This window comes from Meiothermus granaticius NBRC 107808, from assembly GCF_003574355.1.
Classification (GTDB): Bacteria; Deinococcota; Deinococci; order Deinococcales; family Thermaceae; genus Meiothermus; species Meiothermus granaticius.
The window spans coordinates 90772-107329 of the sequence record NZ_QWLB01000005.1; the positions used below are offsets into that span (position 1 = coordinate 90772).

General features: G+C 59.9%; 9 protein-coding genes and 2 pseudogenes. 1 reads left to right on the plus strand and 10 read right to left on the minus strand.

All coding sequences use genetic code 11. The features are described 5' to 3' along the window. Positions 1–143: 143 nt before the first annotated feature. The 5 genes from Mgrana_RS03035 to Mgrana_RS03050 all read right to left on the minus strand — a co-directional run bounded on the left by Mgrana_RS03035 (position 144) and on the right by Mgrana_RS03050 (position 11681). Complete coding sequence (locus tag Mgrana_RS03035; protein WP_119356126.1) at positions 144–4880, minus strand: PAS domain S-box protein; 4737 nt, start codon at positions 4878–4880, stop codon at positions 144–146. Positions 4881–4899: 19 nt separating this feature from the next. Continuing rightward, the gene (locus tag Mgrana_RS03040; RefSeq protein WP_119356127.1) at positions 4900–5913 is read right to left on the minus strand and encodes an HD domain-containing phosphohydrolase; all 1014 of its coding nucleotides are present in this window, start codon (positions 5911–5913) and stop codon (positions 4900–4902) included. Then, complete coding sequence (locus Mgrana_RS03045) at positions 5903–9316, minus strand: PAS domain-containing protein (protein ID WP_119356128.1); 3414 nt, start codon at positions 9314–9316, stop codon at positions 5903–5905. The genes Mgrana_RS03040 and Mgrana_RS03045 overlap by 11 nt, the downstream gene beginning before the upstream one ends. 257 nt (positions 9317–9573) lie before the next feature. Next, positions 9574–9819 (minus strand): hypothetical protein, encoded by a 246-nt coding sequence (locus tag Mgrana_RS16675; protein ID WP_147021105.1) that lies wholly within the window; start codon positions 9817–9819, stop codon positions 9574–9576. A gap of 416 nt (positions 9820–10235) precedes the next feature. After that, positions 10236–11681, minus strand: coding sequence for an NADP-dependent isocitrate dehydrogenase (locus tag Mgrana_RS03050; RefSeq protein WP_119356129.1), 1446 nt, complete (start codon positions 11679–11681; stop codon positions 10236–10238). A gap of 277 nt (positions 11682–11958) precedes the next feature. Here Mgrana_RS03050 and Mgrana_RS03055 point away from each other — a divergent pair. Continuing rightward, positions 11959–12129 (plus strand): annotated as a pseudogene (locus tag Mgrana_RS03055) (response regulator transcription factor); the annotation flags it as partial. A gap of 524 nt (positions 12130–12653) precedes the next feature. On the opposite strand, the gene Mgrana_RS03060 reads toward Mgrana_RS03055, so the two are convergent. The 5 genes and pseudogenes from Mgrana_RS03060 to Mgrana_RS03080 all read right to left on the minus strand — a co-directional run. Further along, positions 12654–12893 (minus strand): helix-turn-helix domain-containing protein, encoded by a 240-nt coding sequence (locus Mgrana_RS03060; protein WP_119356131.1) that lies wholly within the window; start codon positions 12891–12893, stop codon positions 12654–12656. A gap of 412 nt (positions 12894–13305) precedes the next feature. Continuing rightward, a complete protein-coding gene (locus Mgrana_RS03065) occupies positions 13306–14433 on the minus strand; it encodes a CofH family radical SAM protein (RefSeq protein ID WP_119356132.1) in 1128 nt (375 codons plus the stop codon). A 55-nt stretch (positions 14434–14488) separates the two neighbouring features. Then, the gene (locus Mgrana_RS03070) at positions 14489–15121 is read right to left on the minus strand and encodes a glycosyltransferase family 2 protein (RefSeq protein WP_119356141.1); all 633 of its coding nucleotides are present in this window, start codon (positions 15119–15121) and stop codon (positions 14489–14491) included. Between the two features lie 28 nt (positions 15122–15149). After that, positions 15150–16169: a M50 family metallopeptidase gene (locus tag Mgrana_RS03075; protein WP_119356133.1), complete on the minus strand. Its 1020-nt coding sequence runs from the start codon at positions 16167–16169 to the stop codon at positions 15150–15152. Between the two features lie 72 nt (positions 16170–16241). Continuing rightward, a pseudogene (locus Mgrana_RS03080) lies at positions 16242–16558 on the minus strand (1-deoxy-D-xylulose-5-phosphate reductoisomerase); the annotation flags it as partial.

The window sequence follows — 16558 nt, forward strand, 5'->3', positions numbered from 1 at the left end:
CCTGCGCGAGAGCCCCTGGGTAGCGCTGGCACCCGGAGGGGCGATCCTGCTCACGGTGATTGCCATGAACCTTATGGGCGCGCGCTGGTGGACTGGTTGAACCCCCGGTCGAGGCGAGCCAGGTAAGGGGCTGATATCCAAACCTACGCCGGGGGGTTGAGGGTCTGCTCGCTTGACCCACCTAAGGCTTTTCGCAAGACTCGATAGAAGGCCTCCAGATCCAAAGGTTTGGTCAGATAGGCGGTCGCCCCCTGCGTCAACAACCGCTCGATTTGATGATCCGAGGCATCGGCACTGAGGACGATCACCGGAATTGCCCGGGTTTGGGGGTGGGCTTTTAGGCGGGCCAACACCTCTTGCCCGGGTAAATCGGGCAGGTGCAAGTCAAGCAGGATTAGATCGGGGGGTTGCGAAAGGGCCAGTTCCAGCCCCAGTCGCCCCTGCATGGCCGAGAGCAGTTGCACATTGGGCCAGCGCGCAAGCACCCGTTCCACCAGCCTTAGGTTAGCGAGGTTGTCTTCGATATACAGCAGGTTGCGCGCCCCATCGGGAACGCCCTGGGGGGGCTCAATGGCTGGGCGGGCAGGCTCCAGCGTGGGCATGGGGCTGGCCAGGGGTAGCTCGACCCAGAAGGTACTCCCCTGGCCTAAGGTGCTCTCGGCCCAGAGCCTGCCCTGCATGGCTTCTATCAGCGCCTTGGACAGGGCCAGCCCCAAGCCAGTGCCCTCCTCCCTGCCCTGTTCGGCCCCCAACCGATCAAAGGGGGTAAACAGGCGCTCCAGCAACTCGGGGGCAATGCCTGGGCCAGTATCTTGCACCCCCACCATCAGGGTACCTTCGGCGGTTTCACGGCAGAACAGACTAACCATCCCTCCGTCATGGTTGTACTTGATGGCGTTGGAGAGCAGGTTCAAGAGCACCTGCTTGAGCCGCTGGCGGTCGGCCTGGATGATGGGGTGACAGCTTTCTGGGGCAGGAAAGTTTAGCTGAATGTTGCGCGATCCGGCCACCAAACGAACCAGGTTGAGGCATTCTTGCACCACTTCATCCAAGTGCAAGGGCTCCAGGGAAAGGGTCATGCGACCGGCCTCGATGCGGCTGATATCGAGCACCTCGTTGATCAATTGCAACAGATGCCGCCCGGCCTTGAGGATCTGCTCGATGCTTTCCCGCTGGGCCGGGGTGGGGTTTTCCATCTGCAGCAACTGACCAAACCCCAGAATGGCGTTCATGGGGGTGCGCAGTTCGTGGCTCATCCGCGAGAGGAACTCCGATTTGGCCCGGTTGGCCTGCTCAGCAGCCTGCTGGGCAGCCCGAATCTCCTGCAGGGTTTTCTGTTGGCTGACATCGGCCCAGGTACCCACCACCTCCAGCGGGCTGCCGGTCTGATCCCGCAGCAAGCGCTGCTCGTCGCGCATCCAATGGTAGCTGCCATCGGCGTGTTGCCAGCGGTATTCCTGCACCTGGGATCCCTGCTGGAGCAGGGGTTGCAGATCGGCCAGGGTCGCCTCGCGGTCCTCGGGGTGCAGGCGCTCCTCCCAGAAGTCTGGCTCGCTAAAGCGCTCTGCTGCAAAACCTGTGATCCGCTGCACGTTTTCGCTGACAAACGAGACCTCCAAGGGCCACCTGTCCCCCAACTGGGCGCTATAAATCACCACCGGACTGCTGGTCAGAAGGGAGGAAAGCCGCTCCTGCAGGGCACGCAATTCCATCTCTGCCCGTTTTTGCTCGCTGATGTCAAGAAACGATGTTACCACCGCGTAGGGTTGATCTCCCCCTGCAGCGACCAAGGCTTGGGTGTTCACCAGCAGCCAGGACAGCGATCGATCAGGTTTATGAATCCCCATGATCACGTTGCGTTGGGGTTCACCTGTACGTAGCGTGAGCATGGCGGGATGGGTATCGCCAGGGAAATCGCTGCCATCCTCATGCACAGCCCGCCAGCGCGGATCCATGCTGGTGCGCCCCATCATCTGGTCGCGGGTCAGCCCCAAGACCCGCTCGGCGGCATCGTTGGCTTCCACAATGTGACCCCCAGCATCTTGCAGCACGATGCCTTCTTCCAGGGCTTCCACCATCCCGCGGTAGAGCGCCTCGCTTTTTTGCAAGGCTTCTTCGACCTGCCTGCGCTGGCTGATATCCACGACCTGATTGATGTAATAGAGCGGATTACCGGTGGAGTCGCGGATCAGGGCCACATTGAGCAACACCCAAACTACCTGCCCCTTCTTGTGCAGGTAGCGCTTCTCGCGGCTAAAGGATTCTATTTCACCCCGCAAGACTTGATACCCCAACTCAAGATCTTGCCCCAGGTCATCAGGGTGGGTCAGGTGCTGAAAATCAGCACCCAAGAGTTCTTCCTGCTGGTAACCCAACATCGCGCACAGCACCGGATTGACCCGCAGGTAATGCCCTTCGACCGTGAGCAGGGCCATCCCGATGGAAGCCAGATCAAAGGCGCTACGGAAGCGCTCCTCGCTCTCGCGCAGTTGCTGCTCCCGTCGCTTAGGTTGGGAAATGTCCTGGATGTGGGTGATAAAACCGGTCGCCTTCCCAGCCGAACGCAGCAAAGCCACATCCAGCATCACCCAGACCTGCTGCCCCTCCTTATGCAGGTAGCGCTTCTCGAAATGCAGTGACCCGATCTCCCCAGCCACCAACCTGGCGGTCTGACGCAGGTCGTTCTCAAGGTCATCGGGATGGGTAATCTCCTGGAAGGTCTTGCTCAGGAGTTCTTCCCGGCTATACCCAAGCATCCCACAGAGGGCATCGTTGACCGCGAGCCATCGCCCATCCAGGGTAACCAAGGCCATCCCGGTGGAGGTCTCGTAGAAAGCGCCCCGGAAGCGCTCCTCACCCTCCTTGACCACCTGGTATAGCCGAGCTTGCTTCAGGGCCAGGCTTATCTGCTGGGCCACCTGTTCCATCAACCGTAAGTCCTCCGGGGAAAGCCTCATGCCATCGGTGGTTTCCACATTGATAACCCCCACCGCACTGCCCCCATCAAATAGCGGTACACAGACCTCGGAGACGATGCCTTCAATGGCACCCAGGAAGGTTGGATCGCTCTGCGTATCCTCCAGCAACACCGCCTTGCCGTTTTGTACCGCCCGTCCGCTCACCCCTTGACCCACTGGAATACGCTCGATGACCCGGCTATAGCCCACCTGGTGTTGCAGCACCAGTTCCTGACCCTCTCGCAAATACAAGCTCACCTGGGTGTAGCCAAACACCTCAGCTACCGCTCCCACCACCGTGCGAATCAGCACCGGAAGTTCAAGATCTTGCCCAATGGCCTGTTGAATCCGGCTGAGCAGGGACAGTTCCTGGGCCTGACGGGCGGTTGAACTGTGGAGTTGGGCATTGTTTAGTCCCAGAGCCAGATAGTTCACCAGGAGCTGTACCTGTTCGAACTCCTCAAGGTCAAAAGGAGGGTCACTGCGGCCTACCACAACCACCCCGAACACCTGCCCTTGGGCATTTAGGGGAAGCGCCAGTAGATGGCGCGATGCTTGCGAACTGGCAGGATAGGGGTCGAGGTGGGCCTGGAGGTGAATCTGGTTGACCCGCTCTGCCTGTCCGCTCTGCGCCACCGCACCCACTATGCCCTGATCCAGCGGTATGAATTGGCTACCCGCCTCCGGGGTTATCCATTCCCCGCTCAATAGCTGCGGCCGCAATAGACCCCGCTTCCGATCCAGATCGTAGACCCCCAAGGCCTCAAATGGAACCATGCCTCCCAACACCACCGGTAGTCGTCCCAGCACTTCTTGGAGGGAGAGGCTGGATACAAGTTGCTCAGCCCCCTTGAGGAGCCTTTGCCGCTGTTGGGACTGACGGGTCAAACGCTCTTGGGCTTGCTTTTGTCGGGTGATGTCCTGGGCAATCCCCAGCAACTGGGTCGGATGCCCACGGTCGCGGGCGAGAACCAAACTGCGGTCATGAAGCCAGCGGTAAGATCCGTCTTTGGCCTTTAGCCGGTACTCAACCTCCAGCACCTCCCCATCCCCTAAGACCTGTAGCTGACCCTGGGCGGCCCGAAACCCCGGTAGGTCGTCGGGGTGGATGAGGGAGGGCGATTCCCTGGAACCGATCTGCCCGATTTCCGCCGGGCTATACCCCAACCCCGCGACCCCCCGGTTGATGTAGCGGTTGCGTTGCTGGGTCAAGTCGTACACATAGAGGATATCCGGGGTGGCTTCAGCCACCCTCTGCAAAAACTGCTCGTTTTCTTGCACCGCTTGATAGTGCAACCGCTCGGCTGCAGCCGCAGCCTGGGTTTGGCCCAAGCGCCAGAACAGCCAGCCCAGGGCCAGCACGGTCAAGCCCAGACCCAATCCGAAGTCGAAGAAGATACCCCGGCGGGCTAATGCGGCTGCTTGCTGGGTCTGTTGGACAGCCTGGGCGAGGGCCTGGCTCAACCGCTGATAGCTGGGATCTATACTTTGCCGACTCATCGCCCTGGCCGCGTCAGCCCGCCCAGTCTGCAGCAATTCCAGCCCCTGTTGGAGCGCCGACTGATACACCCGGTTGGCCTGCCATAGCTGTTCAAACCAGGCCGTCCGGGTCGAACCGGGTTGTCCGTGCCTCAGCTGTGCAAATAGGGTTTCGCTCTGGTGGCGGTATCGCTGGATCAGCCGCAGTTGCTCTTGTCTTATCTGCCCCCGTTCTAACCCCTGCACTTCCCAAGAGCGCTGGAGGTTGAGGGTGGCCTCGAGGCGGGAGAGCAGCAGGGCACTTTGGGCATGATCATCCCGGTTGCCCTGAAGGAACACCAACCAAGCCACACCCAGCCCCAGCAGAACCAAGGTTCCGATCACCACCAGCCCATCCGGTACCGGGGTGGTGAGCAATTTGCGGGCCGAGAGAGGAGGATGCATAGGCTTTCAGGGGGTCGATTCAGACCTCAAGATCCAAGAAGGCTTCGATCACCCGAGGGTCGAACTGCTGCCCACTCTGCTGGCGAATTTCCAGCAAGGCATCTACCCGGCTCCAGGCCCGTTTGTAGGGGCGCTCGCTGGTGAGGGCATCAAACACGTCCACCACCGACACAATACGCGCCTCCAGGGGAATGGACTCTCCCTGCAAGCCGTCTGGATAACCCGAACCATTCCAGCGCTCATGGTGGCTGCGGGCGATGCGTTGGGCCATCTGAACCAGCTCTGAGCGACCCCCTGCCAACAGGTTGGCCCCGATGACGGTATGGGTCTTTATGGTGTCAAACTCCTCAGGGCTAAGTTTGCTCGGTTTGCGCAGGATGCCGTCGGGTATGCCAATCTTGCCCAGGTCATGCAGGGGCGCGGCGCGGCGGAGCATCTCCACTTGCTGTGCCGATAGCCCCAGCGCTGCCGCTATGCGGCCAGCGTTTTCCGCCACCCGTTTGACGTGCTCTCCGGTCTCATCATCGCGGTACTCTGCGGCCCGGGCCAGGCGCTCCAGAATCTCCATCTGGGCCTCTTCCAGGGCCAGGGTACGGGCCTGCACTGCCCCCTCAAGACGCTGGTTGTCACCCTTCAGGTTTTGGTGCAGCCTACGGGTCTCCAACAGGTTCCTCACCCGTAGGCTCACCTCCAGGCCATCTAGGGGCTTGGTCAGAAAATCTTTGGCCCCCAGATGCAAAGCCCTGTGCTTGGACTCAGGGTTCACATCGGCGGTCAAGACCAGTATGGGCAGGTACTCGCTGCTGGGTACAACCGAACCCAATTGCCCCAGCAAGGCAAACCCATCCAGGTAGGGCATATGCAGATCCAACAGTACCAGATCGGGCTGGGTTTGGCGATACAGCGCTTCCGCCTCACGGGGGTCGTAGGTGCTGATCACCTGATAGCGACCCTCTCGATTGAGAATCCGCTCCAGCAGCAGCACATTGGCAGGCTCATCATCCACGATCAGTATGGTTTCCCTAGCCTCCATGGTTGGCCTCCAATACCCTTTTGATCACGGCATAGAACTGGTCTACGTTCAGGGGTTTGGTCAAATAGGCGATGGCCCCCTGGGTCTGCAGGCGTTCGATCTGCCCGGCAGAAGCATCCGCGCTGAGGATGATCACCGGAATTGCCCGGGTCCGCGGTTCAGTCTTGAGGCGGGTCAAGACCTCATCGCCCATCAAATCGGGCAAATGCGCATCGAGCAGGATCAACTCCGGCTGCTGCGAAAGGGCCAACTCCAGCCCCAGCTGCCCCTGCATGGCTGTAAGCAAACTTACCCCTGGCCAGCGCGAGAGCAGCCGTTTCACCAACCGCAGGTTGGAGAGGTTATCCTCGATATACAGCAACCGATGGTTTCCAGTTAGCCCGTCCAAAGCAGTTGGGGTCAGCGACGAGGCATCCCCAGACTGCAAGGTTCCCACCGCCAGGGGCAGCTCGATCCAAAAGGTGCTGCCCTCCCCTACCTGACTCTCCACCCCCAACTGCCCCTGCATGGCCTCGGTCAAGCGCCGCGAGAGCACTAGGCCCAGCCCACTGCCCTCCAGCCCCAGCCGGTCAGCCCCCAAGCGCTCAAAGGGGGTAAATAGCTGGGCCAACAGCTCAGGGGCGATACCCGGACCGGTGTCCCGGACGCAAAGGCGAAGCATCTGATGGGGCATCTCCTGGCAGAAAAGGATCACTTTGCCCCCATCGCGGTTGTACTTGATGGCGTTGGAGAGCAGGTTCAAGAGCACCTGCTTGAGCCGCTGGCGGTCGGCCTGGATGATGGGGTGGCAACCGTCCAGACCCTCCAGCACCAGACCAATCCGACGGGCTTCGGCCAGCGGTCGTACCAGGTCTAAGCACTCGCGCAAAGCCTCATCCAGACTGATCGGTTCGAGTGAGAATGCCAGCCGCCCAGCCTCGATGCGGCTGATGTCGAGCACCTCGTTGATCAATTGCAACAGATGCCGCCCGGCCTTGAGGATCTGCTCGATGCTTTCCTGTTGGGCCGGGGTGGGGTTTTCCATCTGCAGCAACTGACCAAACCCCAGAATGGCGTTCATGGGGGTGCGCAGCTCGTGGCTCATCCGCGAGAGAAACTCACTCTTGGCCCGGTTAGCTTGCTGGGCGGCTGCCTCGGCCGACTTGATTTCGCTGATATCGTAGGTCACGATCAACCCACCCCAGACCCCGCCGTCCTCCAGCAGGGGCACATAGTGAACTTGATAGAAGCGCCCATTTCTGGAGCTGCTCACCTCATAAGAGAACGATTCTCCCGCCAGCACCTGGCGGTAAAGGGGTTCTAATTCTGGGGCCCGCTCGGGCAGTACCTCAATCAGGGCACGGCCTTCCACTTTGGTGGTATGCAAACCCAAAGAGGAAAGCCCCTGTCCCTCCGCCATTAAAAAGCGCAGTTGGTGGTCAAAGATGGCCACCGCCCCCCTGGGAAAGTTCTGCGCCAGGGTACGGTAGAGCTGTTCACTCTTGCGCAAATTCTCCTCCAGGTGCTTGCGCTCGGTGATATCGGTAGAAACCCCGCACACCGCGTAGACCTCGCCCGAAGTGGTAAACAGCGGGAACTTGGTTGAAAGGTAAATATGCTGGCTACCATCGAAATGGTGAATCGCTTCTTCAAAGACCATGACCTCTTGGCGGATCAGCACCTGGTCATCCTGGCGGGCAAACACCCCGGCTTGTTCAGCCGGCAGGACATCAGAGGCGGTTTTTCCGATCACATGACCCATCGGGAAACCCATCACCAGATCGTGGGTTCGGTTGGTCAGCAGGTAGCGACCGGCCCTGTCCTTGAGGTAAACCGCCGCTGGGGTGTTGTCCAGGATGGCCTGCATCAAGTCGCGCTGGCGCTCCAGCTCAGCCTGGGCCTGTTTGCGCTGGGTAATGTCGCTGGAGATGCCGCCCACTCCATAGACCTCACCGGTCTGGGAGCGCAAGGGGAACTTGACCGAGAGGTAGGTATGCAGGCTACCATCGGGCAATTGACCCGATTCCTCCAAGGTCAAGGGCTGCCCAGCCTCCAAAACCAAGCGGTCGTTTTCCTGGAAGGTCTGGGCAGTCTCAGCGGGGAACAGCTCAAAGTCGGTCTTGCCCACAAGTTCAGCCTTGCTTCGGTTGAGCAGGAGTTCTTGCTGGGCATTGACCAACAAATACCTACCACTAAGATCCTTGAAATAAATGCTGGCAGGGCTATTTTGAATGATGTCCTGGTTAAGCCGTCGCTCGTGCTCGAGGGCACTTTCAGCTTCCTTGCGAGCGGTGATGTTGGCGCTGGTTCCCAAGACCCGATCCCCATATTGGCGCGCCCGCAATTCCCGCCAGATCATCCGGTTATCGGGCCGTACCCGGCGCACCTCAAGATCGAGCGGGGTGTCCTCCTCGAGCAGCGCTGTCCATGCGGTTCGCAGGCGGGGTTGGTCATCGGGATGGAAGGAATTGAACCAGCTCTCCAGGGTGGGCGGCAGTTCGGTAGTGGCAAAGCCCGAGGACTCGGCCTGCCAGGGTTCGCTGACAAAGTTGATCTGTTCGGTCTTTTGGTCGTACTCGAATAGCACCAGATCGCCACCCGCCAGCGCCCGTCTCACCCGGTTCTGCTCAGCCTGCAACAGGGTGTGGGTCTCGAGCTGGGTCTGGGCCAGTTGACCCAGCTCATCCCCAGCCAGCGGGATCGGGAGGGGAGGCTGACCCTGGGCCAACCGCCGGGCGTTCTGTCCTAGGCGTCTGACCCGGCGTACGATTCCGTTGCTCAGCAGCAGATTGGCTAGCACTCCACCCAGCACCCCAAAAACCAGGGCCAGGCTAAGCACCCATACCTCCAGGGTTCGATAGCGCCGGTCCAGCGCCCTGCGCTCCACCAGCCGCCGCTGTTCCTCGGTTCTAGCCTCGGTCAGGGTGGTGCGAATCTGGTCCAGCAGCTGGCGCTGTTGCAGGGTAACTTTGCTCAGGGCCTCTCGGTTAGCCTGTCCATCCCTGAGCGCAAGGGTTCCCACCTGTGAGATCTTCCCCAATTGGTCAATCAGCGCTCGAATCCGCTGCACCCGTGCCAGTTGGTCTATACTGTCCCCCAGTAATTGATTGAGCTGGCGTTGGGCTACCCGTGCAGCCTCCAGTTCGGCCTGATAAAAGTCCAACAGCTGGGTATCCCCGGTTAGCATAAAGGCCCGGTGCCGCGCCGTGGCTTCAACCGCCGCCAAATGCAGCCGATTGAGAACCCGCTGCACCTCCAGGCTGTGGTTCACCCTAGCCTCATACGCCCGCTCGACCCGCCCAGCCAGCAGGGCAAGCATCACCCCCAGCACCAGTACCGATATCGGCAAGATCAAAGCCAGGAGCCCCTTGACCCAAAGAGGCTGATCAAGCCACCTGCGGCTGAGCGCGGAACCCGGGTTCATGTTCGTTAGCTTAGGGGTATAGGGGTGCAAATTGGGTTCAATGGTTCCTATATGGAAAGAAGGTTTCTTGCCTTAGACCCCTGCTCGGCCCCCTGAGCCTAAGGGTAACAGCCCTAGGGATCAATGGCTGTGACAGATTCCCAGTAACGCGAATCGCGCAATTTCACCGAGGGGCATCAGCCAGGGTGTGAAGGGCTGAAGCAGCTCATAGTCTGATCGACTAAAACCGATCTGAACCGCTCATCTTGGCCCTCGCGCTACCCCCGTACGGCCGGTGCTTGCGCAGGCTCACGAACTCCTCGTACTCGAGGTTCATGTACTTGGCCGCCTGGCGCTCGGTCAGTTCGCCCTCGAGCAGCGCCCTCAGCCCTCAGCACCAACGCCCGGTACATGCGCGGGAGCCATTTGACCCGTGTCTGGGCAGGCAGCAGATCGGGGTGGTAGTCGAACTCCCAGTCGGGCAAGGGGTAGCCCATCTCCTGGGCCTTCCAAACCGGCTGCACCGGCTTTAGTATGTTGTCATCGCAAATCACAACACTACCCCCTTCTTATCCCTATTGAATAGTCGAAACCCCTCCTATTTTCATGTATAAAACGCTAGACCTCTCTCAAGATGGCTGCGTTTCCCTCCCCCTCCAGCCAGCGCCTCACTGCCTTAGTGGGGATCCCCAGCGGGGGCCCGCTCGCACCGTCTTGACCTTACCCCCGGATCAGGACGTAGGCATGGTTACGGCTGATCCTGATGGCCTGGACAATCTCCTCGGCTGAATAGGCCCAGCTGGATCCCTCCCGGTTCCACTGCCTCCTACCAAGCGGAGATCGCAATCCCTAAGCAGCCAACAGCCACCCCGGTTCACTAGAACAGCAAACCGACTTTGGCTTATTGGCCAGGTCAAATCACGCCCGGCTCCAAGCGATCCTACTGTCCCTGGCCCAGCGAATAGCCCGGTTTGCCATCAAAGTTATAGAGGTGCTCGGTCTTGATAAAGTCCAGGCCAGCATTGGCCAGACGGCTAAGCAGTTCTACCAGGTCATGATGATCGGGGCTGTGGCCTTGGGCAGCCATGAAGCGCCCGCGCCAGTGATCGGTGCGGAAGGTCTCAGGGAATCCGCCTGGCCAGACCTTAACCCCCCGGTTGGTAATCATGATCAATTTCAGGTTTTCGCTGCTGTGCGGTTGCAGCAACTGGGCCAGCTCCTCGGGTTTTTGTCCACGCCAGTTGAAGAACACATCAACGCCGACCAGTTCTTTTTTGGCTGGAGTCCGCCGGGTCATGGGCGGCACCATAGGCTCCTTGCTGGGCTCGCCAAACTTAGCCGGGCGCAGGCGCTCCGGTTGCTGCCCCAGGCGCTCGATCACCGCCTGGGCAAACTCGGCAGTACCCACCTTTCGCTGGCTGACCCGCTCGTCAAAAATGTCGCTGGTGTGGAGGCCATCCTCAAGGGTCTTGAGCCAGGCATTCTTGACTAAAGCCGCCACCTCAGGTTGCCCGATATGCACTAGCATCAAGATGGCCCCCTGCAATAGTCCGGAGGGATTGGCAAGGTTCTTCCCGGCAATGTCTGGGGCGCTGCCGTGCACGGCTTCGAACATGGCTACATCGTCGCCCACGTTGGCTGATCCGGCCAGACCCACCGAACCCGCAACTTCGGCGGCAATATCCGAAAGAATGTCGCCATAGAGATTGGGAGCCAAGATCACGTCAAAGCGCTCGGGCATTTCGGCCAGCCGCGCGGCTCCGATATCCACGATCATGTGCTCTTTATGGATGTTGGGGTATTCTTGCCCGATCTCGTCAAACATCCGGTGGAAAAGCCCGTCGGTTATTTTCATGATGTTGTCTTTGGAAATGCAGGTCACCTTTTTGCGCCCACCCCGCTGGGCAAACTCAAGGGCATAGCGCACGATGCGTTCGGTTCCGGGCTTGGAGATCAGCTTGAGGGCCATGGTGACTTCCTCAGTTTGCTGGTACTCTATTCCTGCATAGAGGTCTTCCTCGTTTTCCCGCACGATCACCAGATCAATGGCCTTGTGCTTGGTGGTCACGAAAGGTTCATAGGACTGCACCGGGCGGACGTTGGAGTAAAGCCCCAGGGTCTTGCGTACGGTTACGTTGAGGCTTTTGTAGCCACCTCCTTGAGGGGTGGTGATGGGGCTTTTGAGAAACACCTTGGTGCGCCGTAGGCTTTCCCAAGCGCTGTCCTCGATGCCACTGCTGTGTCCGCGTAGATAGACACCCTCGCCAATCTCGATGACCTCAGTTTCTATGGGGGCTTGAGCCGCCTGCAAGATATCCAGGGTGGCTTTCATGATTTCTGGGCCGATGCCATCTCCATAGGCAATGGTGATAGGAACTTTGCTCATACTGCAGCTAGGGTAGAGCAAAGGTTGGCAACAAAAAACCATAGAGCCTAAAGTCTGGTTCTGCTATACTGCTACACAATCTGGGGTGTATTAGCAAAATGGGCTGTTCCAGATAAGCTCGAGGTTTTTGCGCATTATTATCCTGCACGGTACATTGGGCACGGTTTCTCGTTCTGGAACTCTCTAGTTCGAAAAAAGAAGAAGCCATCAGGCAGCTTTTGAGTCTGGATTTCCAGCCCCCCATGAGCCTAATGGGCAGGAAGTTTCGCTCTCGCCGCGGGAACGCGAAACCCTTAGCATGATTGCAGCCGGGCCTTCCAACAAACAAATCGCCCGCAAGCTGGACATCTCCCAGAACACCGCCAAGTTCCACGTCACTAGCCTGTTCAACAAGCTTGGCATCAACAGTCGTGCTCAGGCGGTGGCGCTGCAGCAGCGGATACCGTAAGTAGCTCGGCCTCGAAACATAGTCGAGCATTGTTTAGAGTGTATTACGAACTTTAGGCGAGCGGGCTTGGGGGCTCAAGCCAAGCGGCTCTAGCCACCTCGTCGCGCTCACTCGTGTTTTCGAGTTGGCCTACCTCAGCTCGCTTGACCCGGAGTCTAACCATCGCATAGCTCACTGAAAAGCACCGGTCTGCCTCCGCTTTACCTTACTCCTTCGCGGCTCTCACTGCCCGTTGTCGTAAGACCATCGAATACGCCATGCCTCTATTATGGACTAATCCTTTATGACCACTGCTGTAAGGTGCCGACCTTCGAAATCAGATCCTGTTTCTCGAGCTGGTCGAGGAGGGAGCCTTCAATGGTATCGTCGGTATCGTCATCTAAAATACGCCCCTTGGAAAAGCGAGTGATACAAATCTGTGCTCTTACTGTACATTCTGAGGCAGTAGCCAAATGCCAGAATGATCGCAGACAACCCTCAGGGCACATATGAAGATTATCTGCTCCGCTTTGGGTGGGTCAGACTTATCGATTCCTGCCAGCGCAATCGTCCTTGTCCTCGAGCCAACACTCGACAGCTTTGATGGGGATAACCCAGCGTGAACCCGCTCTTACCGCCTTCACTATGCCCCCGCGAACCAAGGCGTAGGCGTGGTTGCGGCTCAGCCCGACCGCCTGAGCAAACTCCTCCACCGAGTACGCCAGCTTGGCTTTGGACTCTCGCTCCGCAGATGCGGCACCACCGTTCACCATAGAAGTCTGCATGGTACCAAGGGTAGCCGTACACTGTTACACACGCCATTCCAGAAGGTAATATCGCCCTCCAAAATGTCCGAGAGGTCATGTAGCAACCGTGTAGCAACCCAGGTGGTTAGGGGTGGTAGCTCTTGGTTACGAAATGCGATCATTATCGCATTTTTGCCACCCCTTGGTTAGCCGTGTTTAGGTGCCGAGCCAACTACGGATCAGTAGGTCGTGGGTTCGAATCCTGCCGCGCCCGCCAATCCAGGACGCAAAAAACCGGGGTGAATGTTGCCCCGGTTTGCGTTTTTGATTCCTATGCCTGTGTTCTGGGCTCGAGCAGGCCTTCAGGGTCCATCACAAAGCCTTGCCCCTCGTGTTGCAGTAGATGCCGGTACACCCCCAGGGTGATGTTTGGGTTACCGTGGCCCATCCACTAAGCCATCGGTAGGGCTGCGGGCTCGTTCAGCACCGCGTTGACATCGGGGTAATGCAGGATGTTGTAGTAAGGATCCCGCTCCGCCGGGACGAACCCCGCGTCGGAGATGTGGCGAAGGATCTGCTTGAGGGTAGCGTTGGTGCGGGTATGTCCGGCTGCCACCGAAACCACGTTCTCCTCCAGCATGGTGCTGCCAAAATCATTGGCGCCGTAATACAGGGCAGCCTGGGCCACCTTGAACCCCATGCTGGGCCAGCTGGCCTGGAAATTAGCGATGTTGGGCAGGGCCAGCCGGGCGATGGCCAGCTGCTGCAGATACTCATGGGCGCTGGCCCCAGGGGCCTTGCCTTTTAGCCGGGTATGCTCGGTTTGTAGCGTCCACATCGCCATCGAGGCAAAGCCAGCGCCATACCCTCGCAGGGCCTTCTCCTGCTGCTGGCGGAGCGCCAAGAGGTGTTGGGCCCGCTGCAGGTAGGTCTCACCGAAGCCGATCACCATGGTGGCAATGGTGTATAGGCCCAGGGCCTGCGCGGTGTCTAGAATCCGAAACCAGTCGCTGCTCTTGATTCGGGCAGGGGCCGCTTTGGCCCGCACCTCATCCACCAGAATCTCCCCGCCTGCCCCCGGAAGCCCGTCCAGTCCGGCTTCTTTTAGCTCGACCAGCAGGTCTCGAGCGGTTCGACCGGTCAGCTTCTCGAGCCCCAGGATCTCTTCCGGGCTGAAGGCATCAATGCGTACCTCGGGATAGTGGGTTTTGAGGTAGCGCAACAACCCTACATACCACTCGAGGGGCAGCCCAGGGTTCACCCCCCCCTGCATCAGGATGCGCCGCCCGCCGACTTGCATCAGCTCTTCGACCTTGTGCCCAATCTCCTCATAGGTCAGCACGTAGGCGTCGGCTTGGCGCTTGGTGCGATAAAAAGCGCAGAAGTTGCAGGCCACCGTACACACGTTGGTGTAGTTGATGTTGCGGTCAATCAGGTAGGTGACGGTATCGGCAGGCGTACGGCGTAGCCGGGCCTGATGGGCCGCCGCCGCCACCTCGGCTAGGGGCAGCCCGTACAGGCTCACGATCTCTTCAGCGGAAAGGAATTCCCCCTCAACGGCACGCTCCAGCAAGTCCATAGCCTGATGCTACACCGCCCGCGGCGAAAGACCGTAGCGAGGTGCACCGGAAGGCTTAGCTGGCCCGCCTCGAGCCCCAACGGTAGCGCAGGAGGTGCCAGTACATCCCCAAGCGATACCCCAGCCCCCGCCAGAAGCCACGCTTTTTTTCCTTCATGACCTGGCGGAGTTGGCTCAGGTTCACGTACTCCCAGCGGGCCCCGGTGGCCTTGAGGTGGTCGGTGATGGCCGGCTCGGGCCAGCGCTGCGCCTCCAGGCCGGGCACCCCGCGCAGGAACTCGGTGCGGCAGGCCCGTTGACCAGAAAGATAGGGGGTGGCCCGGTTGCCGAAATCGGTCATCAGCCCACCGGACTTGAACACCCCGATGGCCATGTCTAACCGTCCCTCTTCTACCGGCTCGAGGAGGGTTTGCAGGTGCTCCGGACGCAGCCCCACCAAATCCCCGTCGAGCAAGATGACATAAGGCGTAGCCACCTGGGCCAGCCCGGCCGCGATCGCCCCCCCCTTGCCGCGGTTCTCCGGCAAGCGAACCACCCGCGCCCCGGCCTGCTCCGCCAACCGGGCCGTGGCGTCGCTCGAGCCATCATCGGCCACAATTACCGGATACCCCGCCCGCACCGCCACCCCTACCACCGCCCCCACTGTGAGGGCTTCGTTGTAGGCGGGGATCAGGACGGTGGCGTTCACAGCGGCTCCCTCGGGCAATCGGCCTGGCTCATCCACCGCTCAGATTGCGGATGTCGTTTATTGTAACCAGCACGATCAGCAAAAGCACAAAGATGAACCCGCCATAGGCCAGCCTGGCCTCCATCTCCGGGCGAATCCGGCCCCCACTCAAGAAGTTGAGCACCAGCACGAAGATGCGCCCACCATCCAGGCCAGGGATCGGCAGGAGGTTGAAGATGGCCAGCGAGAGGTTGATGTTGGCTAAGAGGACCAGCAGCGCATACCCCCCGGCCTGGGCGGCTTGCGAGGTGGCGTTTACGATCCCCACCGGCCCCGCCAGCCCAGCGACCTGCTGGCCTTCGAAAAGCCGCAGCAACCCCCCCACGATTTCCCGGACGATGCGGGGAAAGAGGGTCACGGTGTTGGAAGCCGCTTTGGCGAAACCCAGCCAGAACGGCTCCCGCTGATAGGTAACCACCGGGCCGTAGGCAATCCCCAGCCGGGGTTCCCGGCCATCCCAGTTAAAGCGCAGCTCGAGGGTCTGCCCCCCGCGCAGCACAGTAAAAACCTTTTCACCGGGCTGGGCGCGAAACTTGCTCACCTCCTGGAAATCGGTCAAGGGCTGGCCATCCAGGGCGATAATCTGGTCCCCCGCCTTGAACCCCACCCGCTCGGCCAGGCTGCCCGGGACCACGCTCGAGACCTCGGCCCTGGTGTTGTTCAGATTGGGGAAGCCCTGAGTGCTCCCTAAAAACCCCAGAAGGCTCCAGGCCAGAAGCAGGTTCATCACGATCCCCCCAATTAGGATCAGGAACTTGCCCCAGCCGGAAAGCTGCGCGTAGCCCTGGGTATCCCCCGGCTGCATCCCCTCAATCTCCGCGTAACCGCCCAGGGGGATGAGGTTGAGCCGCCAGGTAGTGCCCCAACGCTCAAAGCCCAGCAGGGTGGGGCCAAACCCCACCGCGAAGTTGCGCACCCCTACCCCTTGGGCCCGGGCGGCCAGGTAATGCCCCAGCTCATGAACAAAGATGCTGATGGCGATGATCAGCAAAAACCACAGCAGGCTCATGGGGAACCTCGCCAAACCCTACCGCACCAACCGCGGAAACTGGGGGATTTCGTGGGGGGAAGCTGCATAGATTCAGGCTCTTGTTCTGACCCATTCCTCGGCCCTTTTTCGGGCCTCTGCGTCAGATCGGAGTATATTTTCCCAGGTCAGGGGCAAGACCGGGGTTTGCTGCAACACCTTTTCCAGGACCCCTGCGATATCCAGATAGCCAATTCTGCCGCCCAAAAAGGCCTTTACAGCAATTTCATCGGCAGCGTTGAGAACGGTGGGGGCAACCCCTCCCATCCGCCCGGCCTCATAGGCTAAAGTCAGGGCCGGAAAGCGAAGGGGGTCGGGGGGGAAGAACTCCAGCCGCTCAGGGATCGGCAGGTCCCGCAGTGGGGTGGGAG

Excerpts from the sequence above, each read along its gene's own strand:
- Mgrana_RS03035 (WP_119356126.1), bottom strand. The coding sequence starts at position 4,880 with ATGCATCCTCCTCTCTCGGCCCGCAAATTGCTCACCACCCCGGTACCG.
- Mgrana_RS03040 (WP_119356127.1), bottom strand. The coding sequence starts at position 5,913 with ATGGAGGCTAGGGAAACCATACTGATCGTGGATGATGAGCCTGCCAAT.
- Mgrana_RS03045 (WP_119356128.1), bottom strand. The coding sequence starts at position 9,316 with ATGAACCCGGGTTCCGCGCTCAGCCGCAGGTGGCTTGATCAGCCTCTT.
- Mgrana_RS03050 (WP_119356129.1), bottom strand. The coding sequence starts at position 11,681 with ATGAGCAAAGTTCCTATCACCATTGCCTATGGAGATGGCATCGGCCCA.
- Mgrana_RS03060 (WP_119356131.1), bottom strand. The coding sequence starts at position 12,893 with ATGCAGACTTCTATGGTGAACGGTGGTGCCGCATCTGCGGAGCGAGAG.
- Mgrana_RS03065 (WP_119356132.1), bottom strand. The coding sequence starts at position 14,433 with ATGGACTTGCTGGAGCGTGCCGTTGAGGGGGAATTCCTTTCCGCTGAA.
- Mgrana_RS03075 (WP_119356133.1), bottom strand. The coding sequence starts at position 16,169 with ATGAGCCTGCTGTGGTTTTTGCTGATCATCGCCATCAGCATCTTTGTT.